Origin of the sequence: Pedobacter glucosidilyticus DSM 23534 (assembly GCF_000425145.1) — a bacterium.
GTDB classification, from domain to species: domain Bacteria; phylum Bacteroidota; class Bacteroidia; order Sphingobacteriales; family Sphingobacteriaceae; genus Pseudopedobacter; species Pseudopedobacter glucosidilyticus.
Genome location: NZ_AULF01000003.1, coordinates 1 through 18,480 on the forward strand (window position 1 = coordinate 1; position 18,480 = coordinate 18,480).

The 18,480-nt window shown below is 35.9% G+C and carries 18 protein-coding genes; 5 read left to right on the forward strand and 13 right to left on the reverse strand.

Going from position 1 to position 18,480, the window contains the following annotated elements; all coding sequences use genetic code 11:
- The coding region (locus tag H510_RS20335) for a hypothetical protein (protein ID WP_036691424.1) at nucleotides 1-222 on the reverse strand (222 nt) is incomplete at its 3' end.
- Nucleotides 223-633: 411 nt separating this feature from the next.
- Between H510_RS20335 and H510_RS0100010 the strand changes: the two genes are divergently transcribed.
- Nucleotides 634-1,104: a MauE/DoxX family redox-associated membrane protein gene (locus tag H510_RS0100010; RefSeq protein ID WP_155977751.1), complete on the forward strand. Its 471-nt coding sequence runs from the start codon at nucleotides 634-636 to the stop codon at nucleotides 1,102-1,104.
- 80 nt (nucleotides 1,105-1,184) lie between these two features.
- Nucleotides 1,185-1,511, forward strand: coding sequence for a hypothetical protein (locus H510_RS0100015; RefSeq protein ID WP_026902420.1), 327 nt, complete (start codon nucleotides 1,185-1,187; stop codon nucleotides 1,509-1,511).
- A 410-nt stretch (nucleotides 1,512-1,921) separates the two neighbouring features.
- On the opposite strand, the gene H510_RS0100020 is transcribed toward H510_RS0100015, so the two are convergent.
- Genes H510_RS0100020 through H510_RS0100030 form a run of 3 tightly spaced genes read right to left on the reverse strand, consistent with a single transcriptional unit; the run spans nucleotide 1,922 to nucleotide 7,923 of the window.
- The gene (locus H510_RS0100020; RefSeq protein ID WP_026902421.1) at nucleotides 1,922-3,298 is read right to left on the reverse strand and encodes a RagB/SusD family nutrient uptake outer membrane protein; all 1,377 of its coding nucleotides are present in this window, start codon (nucleotides 3,296-3,298) and stop codon (nucleotides 1,922-1,924) included.
- A gap of 38 nt (nucleotides 3,299-3,336) precedes the next feature.
- On the reverse strand, nucleotides 3,337-6,528 hold the full coding sequence (locus tag H510_RS0100025) for a SusC/RagA family TonB-linked outer membrane protein (RefSeq protein ID WP_026902422.1): 3,192 nt from the start codon (nucleotides 6,526-6,528) through the stop codon (nucleotides 3,337-3,339).
- Nucleotides 6,529-6,549: 21 nt separating this feature from the next.
- Nucleotides 6,550-7,923, reverse strand: a complete 1,374-nt coding sequence (locus H510_RS0100030) for a TlpA family protein disulfide reductase (RefSeq protein ID WP_026902423.1) — start codon at nucleotides 7,921-7,923, stop codon at nucleotides 6,550-6,552.
- Nucleotides 7,924-8,529: 606 nt separating this feature from the next.
- Here H510_RS0100030 and H510_RS0100035 point away from each other — a divergent pair.
- The 3 genes from H510_RS0100035 (at nucleotide 8,530) to H510_RS0100045 (ending at nucleotide 10,806) form a co-directional block, all read left to right on the forward strand.
- Nucleotides 8,530-8,874 carry a hypothetical protein gene (locus H510_RS0100035; RefSeq protein WP_026902424.1) on the forward strand — a complete coding sequence of 115 codons (345 nt, stop codon included), beginning with the start codon at nucleotides 8,530-8,532 and terminating at the stop codon, nucleotides 8,872-8,874.
- A 283-nt stretch (nucleotides 8,875-9,157) separates the two neighbouring features.
- Nucleotides 9,158-9,976: a HipA family kinase gene (locus tag H510_RS0100040; protein WP_026902425.1), complete on the forward strand. Its 819-nt coding sequence runs from the start codon at nucleotides 9,158-9,160 to the stop codon at nucleotides 9,974-9,976.
- On the forward strand, nucleotides 9,973-10,806 hold the full coding sequence (locus H510_RS0100045) for a DUF3037 domain-containing protein (protein ID WP_026902426.1): 834 nt from the start codon (nucleotides 9,973-9,975) through the stop codon (nucleotides 10,804-10,806). Before H510_RS0100040 ends, H510_RS0100045 begins: the two co-directional genes overlap by 4 nt.
- A 307-nt stretch (nucleotides 10,807-11,113) precedes the next feature.
- Here the strand turns inward: H510_RS0100045 and H510_RS0100050 are convergent, their stop codons facing one another.
- The 9 genes from H510_RS0100050 to H510_RS19775 all read right to left on the reverse strand — a co-directional run bounded on the left by H510_RS0100050 (nucleotide 11,114) and on the right by H510_RS19775 (nucleotide 18,474).
- On the reverse strand, nucleotides 11,114-12,202 hold the full coding sequence (locus tag H510_RS0100050) for a HigA family addiction module antitoxin (RefSeq protein WP_026902427.1): 1,089 nt from the start codon (nucleotides 12,200-12,202) through the stop codon (nucleotides 11,114-11,116).
- A gap of 14 nt (nucleotides 12,203-12,216) precedes the next feature.
- Entirely contained in the window at nucleotides 12,217-12,537 is a 321-nt protein-coding gene (locus tag H510_RS0100055) for a type II toxin-antitoxin system RelE/ParE family toxin (protein WP_026902428.1), read from the reverse strand.
- A 122-nt stretch (nucleotides 12,538-12,659) separates the two neighbouring features.
- Entirely contained in the window at nucleotides 12,660-12,896 is a 237-nt protein-coding gene (locus H510_RS0100060) for a hypothetical protein (protein ID WP_211226528.1), read from the reverse strand.
- A 242-nt stretch (nucleotides 12,897-13,138) separates the two neighbouring features.
- Nucleotides 13,139-14,143: a DUF4407 domain-containing protein gene (locus H510_RS0100070; protein ID WP_026902430.1), complete on the reverse strand. Its 1,005-nt coding sequence runs from the start codon at nucleotides 14,141-14,143 to the stop codon at nucleotides 13,139-13,141.
- A 9-nt stretch (nucleotides 14,144-14,152) separates the two neighbouring features.
- On the reverse strand, nucleotides 14,153-14,725 hold the full coding sequence (locus tag H510_RS0100075; RefSeq protein ID WP_026902431.1) for a hypothetical protein: 573 nt from the start codon (nucleotides 14,723-14,725) through the stop codon (nucleotides 14,153-14,155).
- 11 nt (nucleotides 14,726-14,736) lie between these two features.
- Nucleotides 14,737-15,126 carry an HNH endonuclease gene (locus H510_RS17930; protein WP_026902432.1) on the reverse strand — a complete coding sequence of 130 codons (390 nt, stop codon included), beginning with the start codon at nucleotides 15,124-15,126 and terminating at the stop codon, nucleotides 14,737-14,739.
- Between the two features lie 39 nt (nucleotides 15,127-15,165).
- A complete protein-coding gene (locus H510_RS0100085) occupies nucleotides 15,166-16,233 on the reverse strand; it encodes a type I restriction endonuclease (protein ID WP_026902433.1) in 1,068 nt (355 codons plus the stop codon).
- A gap of 729 nt (nucleotides 16,234-16,962) precedes the next feature.
- Nucleotides 16,963-18,120, reverse strand: a complete 1,158-nt coding sequence (locus H510_RS0100090) for a DUF4236 domain-containing protein (RefSeq protein WP_026902434.1) — start codon at nucleotides 18,118-18,120, stop codon at nucleotides 16,963-16,965.
- A 153-nt stretch (nucleotides 18,121-18,273) separates the two neighbouring features.
- Nucleotides 18,274-18,474: a hypothetical protein gene (locus tag H510_RS19775; RefSeq protein WP_026902435.1), complete on the reverse strand. Its 201-nt coding sequence runs from the start codon at nucleotides 18,472-18,474 to the stop codon at nucleotides 18,274-18,276.
- Nucleotides 18,475-18,480 lie beyond the last annotated feature (6 nt).

Here is an 18,480-nt window from a genome sequence, read left to right on the forward strand (position 1 = left end):
CCAAAAGGAACCAAAAGTCCTGAACAATCCCGCAGGAGCCTTTGCCGCACAAGGCTTACCCACAATTCCAAAACAATGAGCGCTTATTTTTGCTAGGAAGTGGTTTTCGATAACTTCTGCAAACTCGGACGCAAAACCGCATGCGCTATAGGCTTGGTGGTACTGGCTTTTTTGTTTCTGCTGCTGTTTTTGAATTTTTTCCGGCTCTCGGGGATTGCTCATGTGCTTCGGGATAGTCTGTTTTTTATGAATGGTTGTTCCTTTCTAGGAGTAGAAAGTACAGAGTAGAAAGTAGAGAGTATTGAGTAGAAAGTAGACAGATGCAAAAATACTGAATATTTAAGTCTAACACTAATGAACTGACTGTTGCCTATGAGCTTCGGTTTTGGCTGTAGAGGGTTGAATGGGTGTTGCTTTTTAGAAGTAGAAAGTACAGAGTATAAAGTATGCCTAAATGTTGGCTATTTAAGAACTTGCAAAAGTAGAAAGAACATCAAAAGCTTAGTTAACAAGTAAAAGCCACTTGGGTAAATTATTGATTTAGGTGAAGTTAGTTATTGATTTGGGTGAAGTTGTTTTGATTTTAGGGTGTTTAACTTAGTTCTGTTGTCTATCAAACAAAGAACTAAGCTTATGAAATATCTTTTTCCAAATCTGAAAAATGCTACACAGGATAGTTTATTTACAAAGGGGAAACATTTCTTAATAGGTGTCATTTGCCTGCTTTTATTGGCTTTATGGGTGGTTGTTGTGATTAACCGCTATAGCGATTTTGATATTTTTAATGCCAACATGCAAGCTTTACCATTTGCAGGCTGGTTAAATGATATGATTGCCTTATTGGTTTCGGGCTTAGAGCCTGTTGCGGCTCTTTTACTGATTTGGGGGCAGAGTAGGGTTTTTGGCTTATGGCTGTCATGCTTTCTTTTAGTTTCTTACACCTGTTATATAGGTATGGTATTGCTTGGCTTTTTTGGAAGTATACCTTGTACCTGCGCCTCTCCTATTTCTGGTTTAAGCTGGACACAACATTTTTTCTTTAACCTAAGTGCTAGTGGTATAGCTGGATTGGGTGTTTATCTGGAACCTACATCAAAGCAGTAGACCGGTGGTTTACTGTAGCGGGCGGGCCGGCCAAAAGGCGTGATAAATATTATTTTTTTATTCATTTAAATTTTATTCTTATGAAAAAATTTCGTTTCAATTTCTTTGCTGTGGCTGCAGTTGCTATAGCATTGGGTACTATGTCTTTTAAAGCGGCTACTAAAACTGCTGTGATTACTCAATGGCACTTAATTTCTGCCAATGGTGCTAACCAACAACTGGATGTAGTAGGGGCTGCAATTTCTGACCCTACTGTTGGTGGGCAATGTGAAAGTGAACCAGAACAAATCAGATGCGCAGTAGAAATTTCTTATGATGAAAGCTACAATCCTGTAGGAAATAGCGTTCAACAAGTAGAGAATGATACCAATCTGGCTGCAAGTGATAGAACATTTAGACCAGAGTAAGTATTTGTAAAGCCATATTTCAGATGGTTTTGCAAGGTATCCATTCCTTTAGCAGCGTTTCTCTTTGAGGGCGCTGCTTTTTTTTGCGTTTGTATGCATTAAGGCGAAGAATGGAGCTTCGCTTTTTTAACCTGTGTAGAGAGATAGCTTTACTGCGTTCGCTATGTTTTAACCGCTGAGGGCGCAGAGGACACCGAGCTGGGTGGTTACCTGAAAATTTCAGACCTTTTTTTAGTGTTTAACTGCTCTGGTTGGTCAAGCGAAGAATGAAGCTTTTCTTTTTTAACCTGTATGATGAGATTGCTTCATTACGTTCTCGATGACAAAGACAAAAGCCGAAGGTTTTAAGCTTCGGCTTTTTGTGAGGAGCGTTGGTGTTTGTGTAGCTTGTTTTTTTTGTACTCTTGAACTTATCTTGGATTTTGTGCTATGCCACTAGCTGTAATCACTTCATCTGGTATGGGCCATACATATCTTGGCGATTCTGGTGCTAGTTGATAGGCTTGTCCATTGATGTTTCTTTCTAGTATGGTGCTAAATTGAGTTTCTTTATTATATCTTCTTAAATCTTCCCAGCGTATGCCTCTACACAGCAGTTGTTTTCTGCGTTCTTCTTGAATCTTTATTAACAGTTGTAACTGGCTTGTTGTATTGTAATTACTGTAATTAAGTGTTCTATAACGCTTTTTGCGCAACTCATTTAGATCGGTTAGTGCAGCTTGTAGTTCATTTAATCTTGCATTACATTCTGCCCTAATCAGCATGATTTCATCTAAAGCTAGTCCGCAGAAGAATGCATAGGCACCAGAATAAGAACCTTTAAAACTGTAGGCACCAGCAGATAGAAAGAAAAAAGCTGCCTTCCTAATATCTGCATCATCATATAGCTGATACAGTTGTGGGTTAAGTATAAATCGGGTAGCATTTACAATGGTTCTACCGGGTATGGTTTGGTAATATAATACCTCTGGGTTTCCTTCGCCAAATCTGAGATTTGAAAATACATAACGTAGTGAGGTGTTGAGTGTGTTGTAATCTAACAGACCGGCTCCTGATTGTATGCAGGAATCTGCATAGGTCTTGGCTGGAAGATACTCTTGCTGCGAAAGATAAATCTTTGCTAATAAAGCATGTGCCGCAGACTTTGAAGGGCGCAATTTATTGGCTGCTTGTTGTGGTAGTAAGGATGCTGCCTGCTGTAAATCACCGATCACTTGCTGATAACAGGCTTCTATGGAAGCTCTTCTTACTGGTATGGTGATATCTGCTTCCAGACGCAGGGGGATACCAAGATCTGTTGATGCTGTTTGTTTGTTATAAGCCTTAGCATAGGTTTGCAATAGCTGATAAAAAGCAAATGACCTTATAAACAATGCGCTGCCTTTTACATTGTTCCATGCTTGCTGCTCATTGGCCGCAGGACTTATTTTTTCAATTCCATCTAAAGCTGTATTGGCATACAGCACTTTTCTGTAAGCATTGTTCCAATCTTCTCCTTCACTTCCTTCATAAACATCTGCTGCCCAAATGTAGGCATTACGTTCTACTGCTGCCGGCAATAAGTTCCAGACACTGGAAGTAACTGTATACTCCTCCCCGCCCACAACATTTAGCACAGCAGAGCCTGTCAAGTTCATCTCATTGCTATTATCTAAAAGTGCCTGTAATTGGGTGATGGTTTGGGGTATCACCTGTCTTTTATCTCTTTTGATATCCAGAAATTCTTGGCCGCAACTGCTTAATAGCAGAGCTAAGAGTATTGTTAAATAGGTATTGAAGCGTCTCATATCTTTTGTACTTTAATCTTGTTTTTAAATCCGTGTTTTTAAAAGTTGGCATTTAAGCCTATAGCCAAACTACGGGCTGCCGGATAGGCCGCATTGGCATAATCAGGATCGAGCCCTACTTCATTGGCTCTCCATAAGATCCCTAGGTTTGCAGCATAGAGCGAAAGCCTTAGGCTGTTAAATGGTAGCTTCCGCATATTGCTTTGTTTGAGGGTATAGCTTAACTGTAGGTCTTGTAAACGTATATGCGCTCCGTCTTCTACCAGTTGACTGGAATAAGTATATACCACATCCCTATTGTTGTTTACATCATTGGGACGGGCTGGTACCTGTGTCCTAGCCTCATCGCCAGGGTTTTGCCAGCGGTTCAGGTAGTCTATGTGGCCTAGGCCCTGATTATAAAGCTGGTTATAGTTGATAGAGCTTCTTCTGAATACATAGCCTGCCTTCCAGCTGATGTTGGCACTTAGTGAGAGGTTTTTGTAAGTAAAAGTATTTCTGTAGGCTCCATACCAGGTGGGTACTGTTACTCCTGCCAAAACCAAATCTGCTCTGCTTAAGCTGTTGAGGTAGGCGGTATAGTCTTGACTTATGGCACCGTTGAGCAATACCTGTTGCTGCCCGTTGATAGAAGATAGCCCCTGCCAAGGTAAGGCATAGATGGCATCTAATGAGGTGCCCACCTCTGGTAGCGGTACAGGAGAAAGGTAGGCTGCATTTACTTGCTGATTGTTATCTACCGCATAGTTGCTTACCCGGTTACGTACATGGCTAATGAGGTAATGGCTTTGCCAGTTGAAAGTACCGATGAGGTTTTTACTACTTACATCTATGTCTAGTCCTCGGGTTTTCATCCCTGCATAGTTAACCCGGTTACGGATATTGCTTAAGCCTGTGGTTGGGTCTGCAAATATCTCGCCTATCAAATCACTAGCATTTTTGTAAAAGTACTCCACGCTTCCTGCTATCCGGTTATTCTTGGTTGCTATATCTGCCCCTAGGTTGATGATTTGTACCCGCTCCCATCTTAAGCTGGGATTACCGGGATTGGTAATGATTCCTGTTGCTAGTCCTGTAATGTTACTGCTGGCTGATTGGAAAGTAGGAAAAACACTTACTTGCCTGTTGACATTGCCGTTATAGCCATAGGTCGCTCTTAAGCGTAGCTCGGGGAATAGCGTACTTTGCCACCAGTTTTCTTTGCTTAGCTGCCATGCTCCACCTACAGACCATAGGGGTACACCTTTCTGATTGGTTTTTACACCAAATAGGTTGGAGGCATCCCACCTGCTGCTGGCAGAAAGCACATAACGTTGTTTATAGGTGTAAGCTGCATTGGCAAAATAAGAGAGGTTGCGTTCTGTTATCTGGCCAAAGCTAAAGGGGTTTGCTGGTATCCGGGCACTTCCCTGTGGGCGTGTAGGGTAAAAGCGGGTATAATCAAATAATATGTTGCTGGTTAATACTTCCCCATTATAATCATAGACCTGATAGCCCGGACCATTGCTGTAGCGCTCTTGTCTTATCTCTGCTCCTGCAAGTGCTGCCAGTTGGTGGTTGGTGGTTGGGCTATTCTGGTAATTGAGCTGGAAGCGCCCGTAATGGGTTTCTTCTTTTGCATCGCCCTCTTGTAAGATGTCTCCATAAGGGATAACCCTGCTGTTATTGCTTTGGGTAAAGCGGTTTACTAGGTTGCGGGTAAAGTAGCTGTCTTTATCATAACGCTGGCTCCGTTGTTGGTTTTGTTGCTGGTATTGGTATTTGGCATCGGCACTTAGGTTTTTAACTATTTTATAGCGTAAGCCGGCATCTACACGTAACCTAGCGGCTTTGGTGTTTCTATCTGCCAAACGTTGCTCATCCAAAGGACGATAGTCCCAATTGAGCAGCCCATTTGCTGGGGCTTGAGCGGTATAAGTAAGTCGATAATCTCTGAGTACAGCGAGCGGATTCCCGGCATCATCTGCCAGTTGGGTATAAGGAATCAGGCCTAAAGTGGGTGGCTTAATGGCTTCCAGTGTGAGGCCGTTTTCTTGGTTGTTGTTTTGGGTATAGTAAATGCCGCTACTGAAATCCAGTTTGGAGGATAGTTTGATCTGGTTATTGGCCGTTAGGCTGATTCTACTTTGGGCATCACCTATACTGTTTCCCCGGTTTTGGTCGTATCCGGCAGAAAGGTAGTAATGGTGTGCGGCACTACCCCCACTCATGTTGAGGGCATATTGCTGGTTGATGGCTTCTTGATAAAGTAAGCGGGAGGCTTCTCTGCGGATATCCTGTTGTTGTAAACTGGCTTGCTGACTATTGAAATCTGAAGCACTGATGGTATTGTCTCGCTGGCGAATCAATAGTTCTACATAGGGTGGTAAAGGGCTGATCGCTTCCTCGTCATAATAGCCTTGCTGGAAGAGATAGTTTTCTACTTCCATCCATGCGGTGGCAGGGATAAAGTTGGGGTTATAGGACAGGTTGGGGCGTTGGATGATGTTGACATTGCTGTTGAAGTTTAGTTTGGCTTGCTGGTTATATTTGCCACTTTTGGTGGTGATGACGATAACGCCATTGCCCGCTCTGGCTCCCCAGATAGATGCGGCGGCAGCATCTTTTAAGATGGTGATATTTTCTACATCATTGGGGTTGATATCGTTGATGTCGCCCTCAAAAGGGAAGTTATTGAGGACAATGAGCGGGCTGTTATCTGATAAGATAGTGCTGAGCCCTCTAACCCTGAGGCTGGCAGGCTGGTTACCCTCGCCAAGGGTACCCCTGCGCTCGAACTGTAAACCACTGGTAACCCCTTCCAGACGGCTGATGATATCTGTACTAACGCTTCTGTTTAGTAAAGCCTGGTCTATTTGGGTAAAAGAGCCTGTAACACGCTCTTTGGGAATCTGCTCGTAACCTGTACTTATTACAACTTCCTTTAGACTTGCTGTTTGACTATCTAGCTTGATGTTGAGTGCTGTTTGTAGGGGTAATTGTAGCGGTATTTGTTTGGGACTATAGCCCAGCATATTGATGAGCAGGGTGTCTGTTTGGCGGTTGATGATGATGTTAAACTGTCCGTTGCCATCGCTAAAGCCTCTGGTTTGGCTTTGTTTGGTTGTTAGTGTTGCCCCTGCAATGGCTAGTCCGTCATCTGCGCTGTAGAGGCTGCCTTTAATGACGTACTGGCCAAATGCTGTTTGTAAGAGGCTGATAAAAAGAGAGAGCATTAAGTATTTCTTCATTGTTGTATGTGGTTTAGGGTTTTAGGGTTGTTTAACAGAAGCTATCACCAGCATATCCAGCAGTTTTTCTTCTTCCTGCAATTGTAGGCCATAAGGTGCCAAGGCTTCATTTGCTTTGCTAAGGTTACCATCTATGCTTTTGGGTAACTCTAGGTCTATACGGTGTTGAAAGCCTGTTTCATCTAGCAGTAGTTTGGCTGGGTTTACTTTTAGTAGCATGCTGCTGAGTACACTGGCGGCTGGTGCATTGATGGCCAGGTAGCGCTGGGGATCATCAAGGCGGATTTGCTGCGGCTGCTTACTGGTGTTGAGTTTATGGTTAGGGCCTATGCTTTTGAGTACCAAGCAAGCTACCGACCGGGGCATTACCTGTGCGGTGATACCATAACGAGCTTTAGCAAAGCGGTTGAGATCTTCCTGCATGATGCTGAGGGCTGCTGCTCTGCTGATGGGAAACGTGGCATACAGGTTATAGCAATAAACATGGCTATCTAGCCAGTGGTAGAAAGCCTTATCCAGCTCATAGTCTCCAACTGGCTTGGGGATACCTTTACCTGTAAGTAGGGTTCTAAGGCTATCTGCTGTTTCCCAAAGGATGCGTCTGTAATCTCCTTGTAACTGCATGGCAAAGGCTGAGGTATAGAGCCCCTCCACATTCATATTTACAAAAAGTAATTGATTACCACTACCTCTGGCTCCACTTCCTGCACTACTGGTATTGACTTTAATGCTGTTAGAGAGTACGCTATAGAAATGAATATCTCTTGCCTGACCACCATTACCGTTTAGAAAAAGTGCTTGGGCTTTATCTAGAGTATTGTTTTTTTTCATGACCATTTGGAGGCTCTGCTTCTCTAGTACTTTGCTGATGTTTTCTGCATTGGTATATGCTGTGGCCGGTATAGCCAGCACTTTGCCATCTTTTATCCATACTTGGTGTGGTAGGCTCCGATAAGGGAACCAGCTTTTCAATCTGCTTTCGCCCACCACAGAAAGTAGCCGATTGCCCTTGCTTTTTAAAAAATCTTCTGCTGTTTTAGCATCCTGATAGGTAATGGGTATTACTGCAAGGTCTACTGGAAATTCCTCCTGTAAAGCATTCAGTTTGGCCAGAGAACTTACGCAAGGCCCACACCAAGTGGCCCAAAAATCTAAGATGATGAGTTTGCCTTTATGCTCATTTAAAGTGATGCTATTTTTACCTTCTGGATGGTTTACTGTTTGCAGCTTTAAATCCCATAAGGCTTGGGGAATGCTGTCTCCAATTTCTAAAGCCTGCTGGGCTTTGGCTTTTTTGCTGGATACTACCACAACTAGCAGTAATACAAGTAGTTTGATGGTCTTGCCTCTCCTAAAAAAAGGCATTAGGTATCCTATACGATGTTTATCGTTCATTTTTTTTGTGTTTGGGTTTAAGAATTTGTCACATTGAGCGGAGTCGAAATGTTATCATTTAGCACTCTTCTCAGATAGAAAAAACCGGCCGGGCTATTAACAGCTTTTTAACTTATTTCTTGGGATGCAATGGGCCAGACCGGTTGGTGTCTTAAACACTATTCCGGTGCGCAAATGATGAGGGCGTAAATTTGTTTTTGGTGCTCCATGGTAAATATATTGAGGAGCCTTTTGATAAGTTAGGAAACACTAAAGGCGTGGAACTCAACTTACTGTTCTGGAGGTTCTGCTATACCTTTGGAAACGAATAAGTGAGCCCACGCCTTTAGCATGAGCATTTTCACTTATCGTCTCGTTTCCCTAGAATTTTAGCAGATTTTCCAGAACAAGACTCTAAGTGCGAATGCTTTTAATATTTTAAGTATTCGCTAAATTAACAAACTTATTAATCTTGTAGATTATTTTTTTGATGTTTTCATCAATAATAATCCTTGTTTATATAAATTAATATACAATAATATATAAATTTATATATATAAACAATTTTTATTTTACATATACTAGATTTTTTTTATACATTATATTGTATTATTTTATATTATAATATTGGGTAAGAAGAAATTTCATATATCTAGAGAAGTACTTCATAAAGTAGCTAAAACTAGCAGTCTATCTATTAAAGAAATTGCTGAAAAAGCAGGTTATAAGTACCCGACTTTTTACTTACACATTAAAAAAGTTGATTTACCCTACGATAAATTAGCGAGATATGGTCAAGTTTTAGGTCATGATTTTTCTGATGAATTTCCAGATATGATGGATTATATTTTTAAGGATAGACATGTTGCCTACGGGGTTAAAAAGTTGATTTATGAAGAGTTGGAGACTGAAAAAGAACGGTGGTTGAATAAATACCATCAGTTGAATGAGAAGTACCAATTGCTTTCTTAAAAATATCACGAACTACTGGAGGAGAAATTGGGATTGAAAGGTAAATAGCGTCTATGATAATTGTGTTGTCGGTGATAATGGGGGTAATTTAAAATTCTATTATAAACTTTGATAGAAATAAAAAGCTTAATTAAACTGGGGCTATTACTTTGCAGACCAATAAATATTCTCCGATTATTTTGGTTCCTATATTATTTACACCAATTAAAAACTTCTTGATAGTGTATTAATTATACTATAAAATATTTTATATTTACTACATTTTTAAATTAGATAATATTAATTGATTAAACTTTCTCATCCAGATTATTTTCTCCCAGTAGTACATGCTTTAGAGCCCGGTAAAATATTTGATACTGGAACTACTGCACCGCAGTTAGTTAGAGGAGTATGTGAACAGACAGGAACCAAGTCTGACTATGTTGTTAAATATATCAAGGGGCAAAGAATGTCTGCAGAAGCAAGTTGCAGGGAATTGCTTGCAGCATATATTGCAGCAGAGTTAGAATTTAATGTTCCAGAGCCTGCGCTAATAAATATTTCATCAGATTTCACGGAACTGTTACGTGGAAGTGACAATTACCAGACAGCAGTAAATAGTATTGGCTTTAATTTTGGTAATAAATATGAAGAAGGTTACCAGCAAATAATGGTAGGTCAGCATATTGACGATAAACTTAATGCTAAATTAGTAGAACTTTTAGCTTTTGATATATTCATTGGCAATGCAGACAGGAGGTTGGATAAACCAAACTTTATGAGTAATGGAGACGATATACTTATATTTGATCATGAATTGGCATTTGGATTTACTTTGGAGCTTCCGTTTTTGAGAAATCCTAAACCTTGGATAATCAGAGATAGTGACATGGAATGGATTAAAAACAATTTTTGTTTTGTCAGATTAAAAGGCAGAGATTTAAAAATGGATAATTTCATAAATAAGTTATCTGCTATTAATGACGACTTCTGGGTAAAGTACCAAAATATTGCACCAGCTGAATGGTTAACAGACCAGGTGAAAGATATAAAAGAATATTTGCAAAAGTTAATTGACAAATCTGATATTTTTGAAAGTGAAATAAAACGTATCCTATTATGATTAAATATAATTATCAAATATTGAGATATATTCATGATCAGGTGACAGGTGAATTTGTGAATGTTGGGATTGTGCTTTTTGAAGCAGAAAGCAAATTCCTTAAGAGCAAAGTATTATCAAAATTTAGTCGTATATCTAATTTCTTTGGGGAAATTAATGGTTATTTTTTGCTGTCAGCCTTGAAACATTTTCAAACAGAAATAACGGCATATACCACTAAAAACGACATTTCCTCAGATTCTTCTTTAAATACAATTACTGGTAACATTCTTCTTAAAGATGACAGCGCATTGATCTTGTCAGATGTAAAATCAGGCCTAGATATAAACGCAGAAGCCGCGTTGGAGGACTTATATAAACGTCTGGTAGAAAAATACATAGTAGAACCCGGAGGAGAGAAACGTTCGGATGCTTATGCTTGGAGAAAAGTATATAAAGAATATTTCGATAAATATGGTATTACATCGAAACTTAAGGATCACACCGTTAATACTAATAATGATACTATTAAATTTGACAAATCATGGAAAAATGGTGTTTGGAATTGTTATCAAACGCTATCATTTGATTTGCAAAAAGAAGACTCTATAAAAGGTAAAGTTTATAAATGGTCTGGCATTATTCGGGAATTAGAAACAGCAGATGAAAAAATGAATCTATATTTTCTGACTACTTCTCCTAAATCTGACAAAAAGAAATTATGTTCCTTTATTAAAGAAACATTGTCTTTAGATAGCAAGTTTCTTTCTGTTAAAATCATCTCTGAAAATGAGGCCGAAGAATTTGCGGGAGATGTCAGAAAGGCAATGGAGAAATCTGACGTTTTATAAAATCATTAACTAGAGAGTTCTGATCCAATCAGAACTCTAGTTCTTGTAGTAGATAATTCTCAATTGTTTCCAGTGCAGTATGTACGTTCCATTCGTACTAACCGAACGAAGGACGGCCTATGAAGATTTGGAAGTGGAGTAAAAAACGATGCCTTTTTAAGCCCTCTCTTTTGATTCAGCAAAATATACAATCCTATAATTAGCTTGGCTTATATCTGTTTTAAATAACTCAAATTTGTTAAATAAAATCCTTACTTAAGAGCTATTTGGAGAGTTGTGCAACAGTTACGGCTATTAGCTGCTGTTGCTAATAAAGTTTTTTATCAATACTGGTTTTTATACCGTAGTAATCCATTTCAAAACAAGCTCTTCCTAGAATAATAGCTGGATGAATTCTATATTTTTTCGCAAAATCGCATATCGCTGTATCGCTTAATGGTAAATAATTTTCAAGCAGATCATTCCAATAGTTAGATGGGATTAAGCTTTCCTGGGCATATAAATTAGCTTCATTTTCAATCTCATTTTCTTCTATTTTACTTAAGTCTATAAATCTTATATCTTTATTTACTTTAAGATGCAAAGCTATATGACCTAATTCGTGTAAAATAGTAAATGCTAAATTATCAATTCTATTATGTCTCAACGTTAACGCAATTACTGGATTATTTTTAGACCAAAAAGAATATCCATCGATTGGAGTTTTCTCTAGTTTATCAACTAATAGAAATTTAATACCGTATTGAGATAACTTTTTATCAACTAAGTCTAAAACATTGTTGTTGTTGAAAAATATCTCTTGTAATTCCCTATTTAATTGAGGCAAATTTTCAAAATGAAAAGTATTTGTTTCTTTTTTATCTGCTTCAAATTCGACAAGTGATGTCCAAGCAATCATATTCTTTTCATTAATTTGAAGCTTTTCACTTTTTTTAAAAAAAGCGAATTTCTTTTCTGAAAATTTATCTACAAGACCGTCAATTGATTGCACAGAATATATTTGTTGTATTATAGTTATGTTTGATGCAATGTCTTCAGTTAAATAACCTTTTTTATTAAAATACTTTACAGGAATATATTGTGTAATGATATTCCATATTTCAATTAACTTAATTTTTTTTATGTTCTTCTCTTTTATTTTAGCTAAATCAATTTCATATTGGGATTGAAATTTCATCCAATAATCTGCTGAGATATTTAGTGCTTTTTCAAGTAAAATTGCTATGTCTGCTGTAATTGGCCTTTTTCCTTTAATTATTTCATTGAGAAACGAGGGTTTAACACCCAATAAAATAGCTAAATCTTTTTGGGTAATATCATCTCTAACCTCTAATTCATCTTTAATTAGTGTTCCTGGATGTGTTGCTTCAAATGGTATGATTGTGTTTGTTGCCATAATGTTTGATGTTTTTAAGAATAATGATTACTTAATTCTACGATTTCACAAATTGTAATAGTATTAGGTTCTTCTCCTTCTATAGATGAAATAAATTCTATTCTATATTTATCATTAACACGAACGGATTCCAAACCTTTTTTATCTCCACTTAATTTTTCATAATTCAAACTTTTTAATGGATACAAATCTTCTATTTTATTTGCAACTCTTAGCTTATCAATTGTCGCTTTATATCTTTTAATAATATCTTTTTGAAACCTATGCTTTTTACTTGAGGATTTTCCATCTTCATATAATTGTTTTAAATACTCTTGTGTAAAGATTATTTTCATAGGCTATCAATCTGATTTCATATTGCAAAGGTATAAACAAATAGATAAAATTCACTAAAAAAGTGAATTATTTTAGTTTGTTTTTTTTAAGAAAGTAATTGCAGGTAATTAATAAATATCATCTATCCTGTAGCGTATATCTGCTCTATAAATTCATGATATGCGCTATCCTTAACCTGCACTAACTTATATTGAGGATAAATTGCTAAACTATTTATAGTTTTTGAATTGGTCATAAAAGAAATCTTGTTAAGGTATGATACAGCTCCAGTTATGTGAGTAACCATTAGCTTTTCTTGTGCTTGTAGCTTTAAAAAACCACTGCTTAAAGCAAAGAAGGCTATCATAAAGAATATCATAGGCTGATTTAATTTATTGTAATTAGAAGGATATTTTTAATGGAAATGAAAGGGTTTATGAGTGTTCTGTACCTATATACCCAAGCTGATGAACTCATTAATAATTTTTTAAAGGTATTTTTTCATTTACTCTTCTATCTGCCATAAATAAAATTCTATCTGCTTCATTAAAATCAATATTTAGCATTAAACAAGCACTTTTTAAATCATTTTGGTAGGTTATAATTTATTGTGATATAATATCAGTTTTTCCCCTCTGCCATTTTTGCAAACAACTCTAACTTCCTATTTTGTAATTCCATTTGATGTTTGATGGTTCTTTCATAATCATTTTCTTTTTCATTTGACTTACTAATAAGCACAAGCATTTCTAAACCTAGTAAAAAGAAAAACCAAATAAGCCACACTACTAATGCAACACCCGAATTACTAATTAAGCTATGCATTACTTTTAGTTCATCTAAAAAGCCTACTTTAGAACTTATTTCCTTTTCTAACCGAGGTCTTATATTTAGTAAAGTAGTCTCTTTAATGGATTTTTGACTTCTCAAATCTTTGATAGTTTGGTCTAGTGGTGCTATCTGTGAAATTTTTGGGTTTGCAACATTTTGACTAGTTGTTACCGTTACAGGCACTGACCTTTCTGTTGTAACTGGACTATTAGTTGTTGCATCTGTAGTTGTATTTCTCTCAGTCCTGATACTAGATTGTGTAGAATAAACTTTGGTTGTAGGATTTTTAGCAACATCACTAATTAAGATTGCTTTTTCATTCTCCTTTTTAATTATTAAAGCATCTAAATCGTTGATCTGTTTATTTAATTCCCTTGTTTTAGGACCTAGAGCTTTTTCTACTCGAGCCTCAATAAATGTTATTTTCTCTAAATCTATGTCTTCTTTAAAAATTATTTGATCGATGATGATAGCTCCTATGGTAGCCATCATCAAAGCAATTATCCCACGAAAAAAATAGAGTGCTTTAGTTGGATTTATAGATAAAATAATTTGTCTTTCTATTTGAACAATAATGGTAACGAAAACAATTGCCCCAAATAAAGAACCTAAAATCTCACCATGTAAGTACCTGTTGGTAAAAGTATAACCTATAAAAGACCATAGCATACAAATAATGACAATAGCAGATGTATACCTTTTTACAGCTTTTGCAGAGACCTCGCTAGAGTTTCTAACAATAGCATAGTTGTAGCCTGTCATGAAACAACCGAATTTTAACCACCAATCTTTCATATCTTATGTTTAAAAGTTTCTTTTCATAATGGAATGGTGCGATATTGCTGCTAAACCATTTCTAAAACCTCTGGTATAGCTAATAATGACACCTTGCCCTAAACCTTTATCATTTTTGGCATCTTCTTCTATTTCTAGAATTTGTTGTATATGGCTTAATGCTGTATCTTTTTTTACTGTGAGTTCTTCTACAGTATCTACCATCCCACTTCTACTTCTACTCTCTATATGAAAGTTGATTTCCCTAATAAAATCCTCATAGAAAGTTTTTATTTTCTTGATGGTTCTTTCAAGATCATTTTTTAACGCTTCTATATTTTGCTGTAAATGCATAGTATCAGGATTTATCAACGCATCATCATAACCTTTAGATTCATGATTTCTTTCTAAAAACTGAAATAATAAAGTAATACCGTTTTCCACTGAACTTGCTGTTACCGTTTGTTCTGAATAATTAGCTTGAGGTTTTTCTGTTTCAACAAAGATATTTTCTGGTATCTCAGGTAAAGGTGGCGTTTCAGGTATTAATGCCTTACTTCCTGCTGCTCCTTCTTTTCTATTAAAAAAACTAAATAGGCCCATTTTTTAAATTATTAAATATTGATTGTAGGTACTTTAAATTTGTTATGCCCTCTCCTATGACAGCTTTCGCATAAGGTAATTAGAAGATATTTAGGGTATTCCCAAGGGAGCTTAAACTTATTTTCTCTTACTATGAAATGATATTGTCTATGATGTACTTGTAAATCGCTTTTATTATAACAAATGACACAGGTTTTATCTCTAGCTAATATCTCTTCCCTTATAGCTTTCCATTCTGGTCTAAACAATAAAGCTCCGTAAGTTCCATGAGCAGGTATGTTCTCCTGATACGGCTCAAAATGATTTGATTTTAATTCGTCTTCAGCTTTTATAAAACGTCTGTAGGCAGTTTCACCTTTAAAGCTTATATGCCTGTATTTGCTTTGGGTTGGATCGTTCATGATAAAAGATTAAAATGCCCTAATGGCAAAATCTATGATTTAATAATTAGAAACAGCCATTTCTAACTCTTTAGCGTAATTATAAATGTCATCTAGGCTCTCTAAATCATATTTCGTTTCTATTCTACCTTCTCCAAATATTCCAATAGTTTTTTTGCTTAAGCTATTGAAATATAATCTACAGATAGGTTTTCTGTTATTGTCATCCAATAGAATCCCGAAATAAGATTGTACATCACGGGCAACAATACGTTTAGCATCTACCTTTTGGCGTAGTATAGCCCTTACGATATGATAACCTTCCAATTCTTCTTCTGTAGTTACTACTGTTGGGTCATTAGCTGCCATTACAGGCTCGTTTGTTACCTGCGTTTCTATTTGGTTGCTATTGGCTTCTTCTTTTCCTAAGGCTGTTTTAAGTCGGTTAGTAATAGCATCATTAAGTACTTGATGCGATGAGCGTTTTACCAATTCTGTAAATTGAGCAAGTATTTTTTCTGTAAGCTTTCCTTGATAAACCTGGCTGGCAAAATGTTTTACAAAAACAGGGCTTGGCTCTTTAAGTTCAGAAGTAATTAATGCTTTTAATTCATTTGTGAATTTCAAATCAGAAGCAGTATTGGATATATTTTCTACATCAAAATATGATTTATGGAATTTCTTTAATTCTTCTATTTGAGCATCTTTAATATCTGCTATATTAAATTCAAAAAATGGTTTATCATCCATTTTATTAGCATCTACTAAATCAGTATAAAAGCGATAGTGTAGCCCATTGGTTAACAAGCTAAATTTAGCTTTACAAACATGGAAATACCTAAATAACTGAGAGTTATGTGGGTCTAATTTTTCTAAATGATGCTTACATTCTATGATGATAATAGGTTCACCATCTTTCATGATAGCATAATCTACCTTTTCACCTTTTTTTATGCCTATGTCTGCAATAAATTCTGGATTAACTTCAAAAGGGTCGAAAACATCGTAGCCTAATAGTTTTATAAAAGGCATGATGAGTGCGTTTTTGGTTGCTTCCTCGGTTTGAATTTGGGGTATCATTTTTTCGGTACGTAGCCCAAATTGTTTTACTTCATCTTTAAAGTCCATGTTATTTCTTTTACTATTTCTAAATTGATATTGAATTTCTGATAGATAGGCAGAAAATTGAGGATAGTAACATTGCGAAAACGGTTATTAGGCTTGGAGTAATGATAATGTACAAATATTTCATAGTATAAAATGTATGGTAATAATAAAAATTATTTTCTTAAAAAGGAAATTACATTATTTTTAACTTAGTATGATTTACCTATTTTATCATAAAAGCTAATCTTTTAAACAAAATTAAGGAGTTTAAAGAATGATTTTTTACGGGAAACCGTAAACTGACTTCAAAAAAACTATGATTAGATTAAATGGTAGGTGTAATTAAGATTAACTTATTGCTTATTATTCTTTCTCCATTTATAGAGTAAAAAAAGAATCGCTAAAGAAGCTACACCATACCATAGGTAAGTTGAATGCCGATTGAAAAAGAGTATTTTTCAGTAGTATTTAAATTCTTACTTATAGAGGGATTACAAACACCACAAGAGCCACCAGATACCTTACAATGTTTACAGTAATTGCAAGAAGTACAGGCACTACAATGTGCTGAGCCTGTACATTTGCCTGATAATGCTTCATCTGGAACTATGATACATAGAAGAATTAAGAGAATAGCAAAGTATCTTTTGAGAACTAGAAGTATTGAATTATGATATAACATAGGAAGATTTATTTCATCATATACATAAATGATTTTCTAGTTAATATTTATAATGATGCTTTTGCAACCTACTCTAATTTAATAAGTTCTATCTGATATTCAAGAAATGCTAAATTAAATTCTTCAGTATGTTCATAATTACTAAACAAATAACGTTCATTGAGCCCTGTTTCTGTACGTAACTCTATATCGCCATAACGTACAATAGGTATTTGGTAATTAGCTTTAAATCTTTTATCCGGAGTACCATTTTTATTTACTTTAAACCAAGTTTGGTCTATAATTCTTGTATCAGAAGGCACTTTTTCTGTTTCAATAAATCTGGTAGCTATAAAATTTATTTGTAGCTCATTATAAGAAACAATGGCAAAATGTTCACGATTATTCCATACTATCATAAAATTAGGATAAAAATATAAATCAGCACCATTAGCATTATCCCAAATCATTGCAGGTGTTTGAGATTTAATTTCTGGAAGATGTCCCGTTTTAAAAGACACTGATTTTCTCATCACGCTAGCTGAAGCAGCTGAACGTGTAGCAAACTGGTCATTAGCATATTCAGAAGTGATATCCCAAATATTTTTACAGTTAGATAATTTATTAAACGAATCGTATAGTCTAGAATATTGAATCTGCATCTCCTCGTCAAATTCAAAATCTAGCTGAACTGCTGTACTTTCTGCTTGTTGTTTAATTTGTTCTATAGCCTGTTTTTGTGAGATAATATCTTGTTTCAAGGTCTTTGTTTTCTCTCTTAACAAGAAACCGTAAAGCAAACAGTAACTCCAGAAAAGTTTAGATTCGTTTTTTTGAAGTTCTAACTGGACTGTCTTTAAATCATTCCATAATTCTTGACGTTGGGTATGAGCAGATAATATTGTATCCTTAATACCTTGCATATCTTGTGAGGTAATTTCCTCTGCATCCAGACTGAAAATATTATCGTTCTGATCTCTAAACTTTATCTTAGATTCCTTAGATTCAACAACATGAGATGAAGGTAATTTCTCTTCTAATTCCTCAGGTTGTTTGGAATTTTCTAATGACAGCTTTTGTCTATTGTACAAACCAGTCCCAGGAATACCAGTATTGAGGTAAGTTCCTTGTTTTCCAATATTAATACTTGCGCCTTTTACACCAATAGTAGTACTTATACCATTCTTACCAATGTTAAGGTATATACCAGGTATTACTTTTATTCTTTTTCTAAAACTCCATGCCATAAATTACTTATTATAGGTAACACTTATTTCTTAATTCGGAATTCTAATGCACTGTATCCGTTTAAAATCCCTCTTTATATGCTATAGTTTGATGTTTATATATAAATAATTTTATTAAATATATTTAAGTGAAGTGTAATAGCAAGTTATCATTTAGGTTGTATGACAAGCTTTAGAACATATACGGCAGCCATTAGATTGTGTATAAGTCTTTTTTGCTTCTTTTACAGCATCGGCACAGTTACTAAATGATCCTAAAAATTTCTTAACATAAGGCAAGTATATACAATCTTCTTTGTGTACTTCATGATCTCCGTTGGGTTGGGCTTGGTGGTTAACGTAATAAAGACTCATCTTATA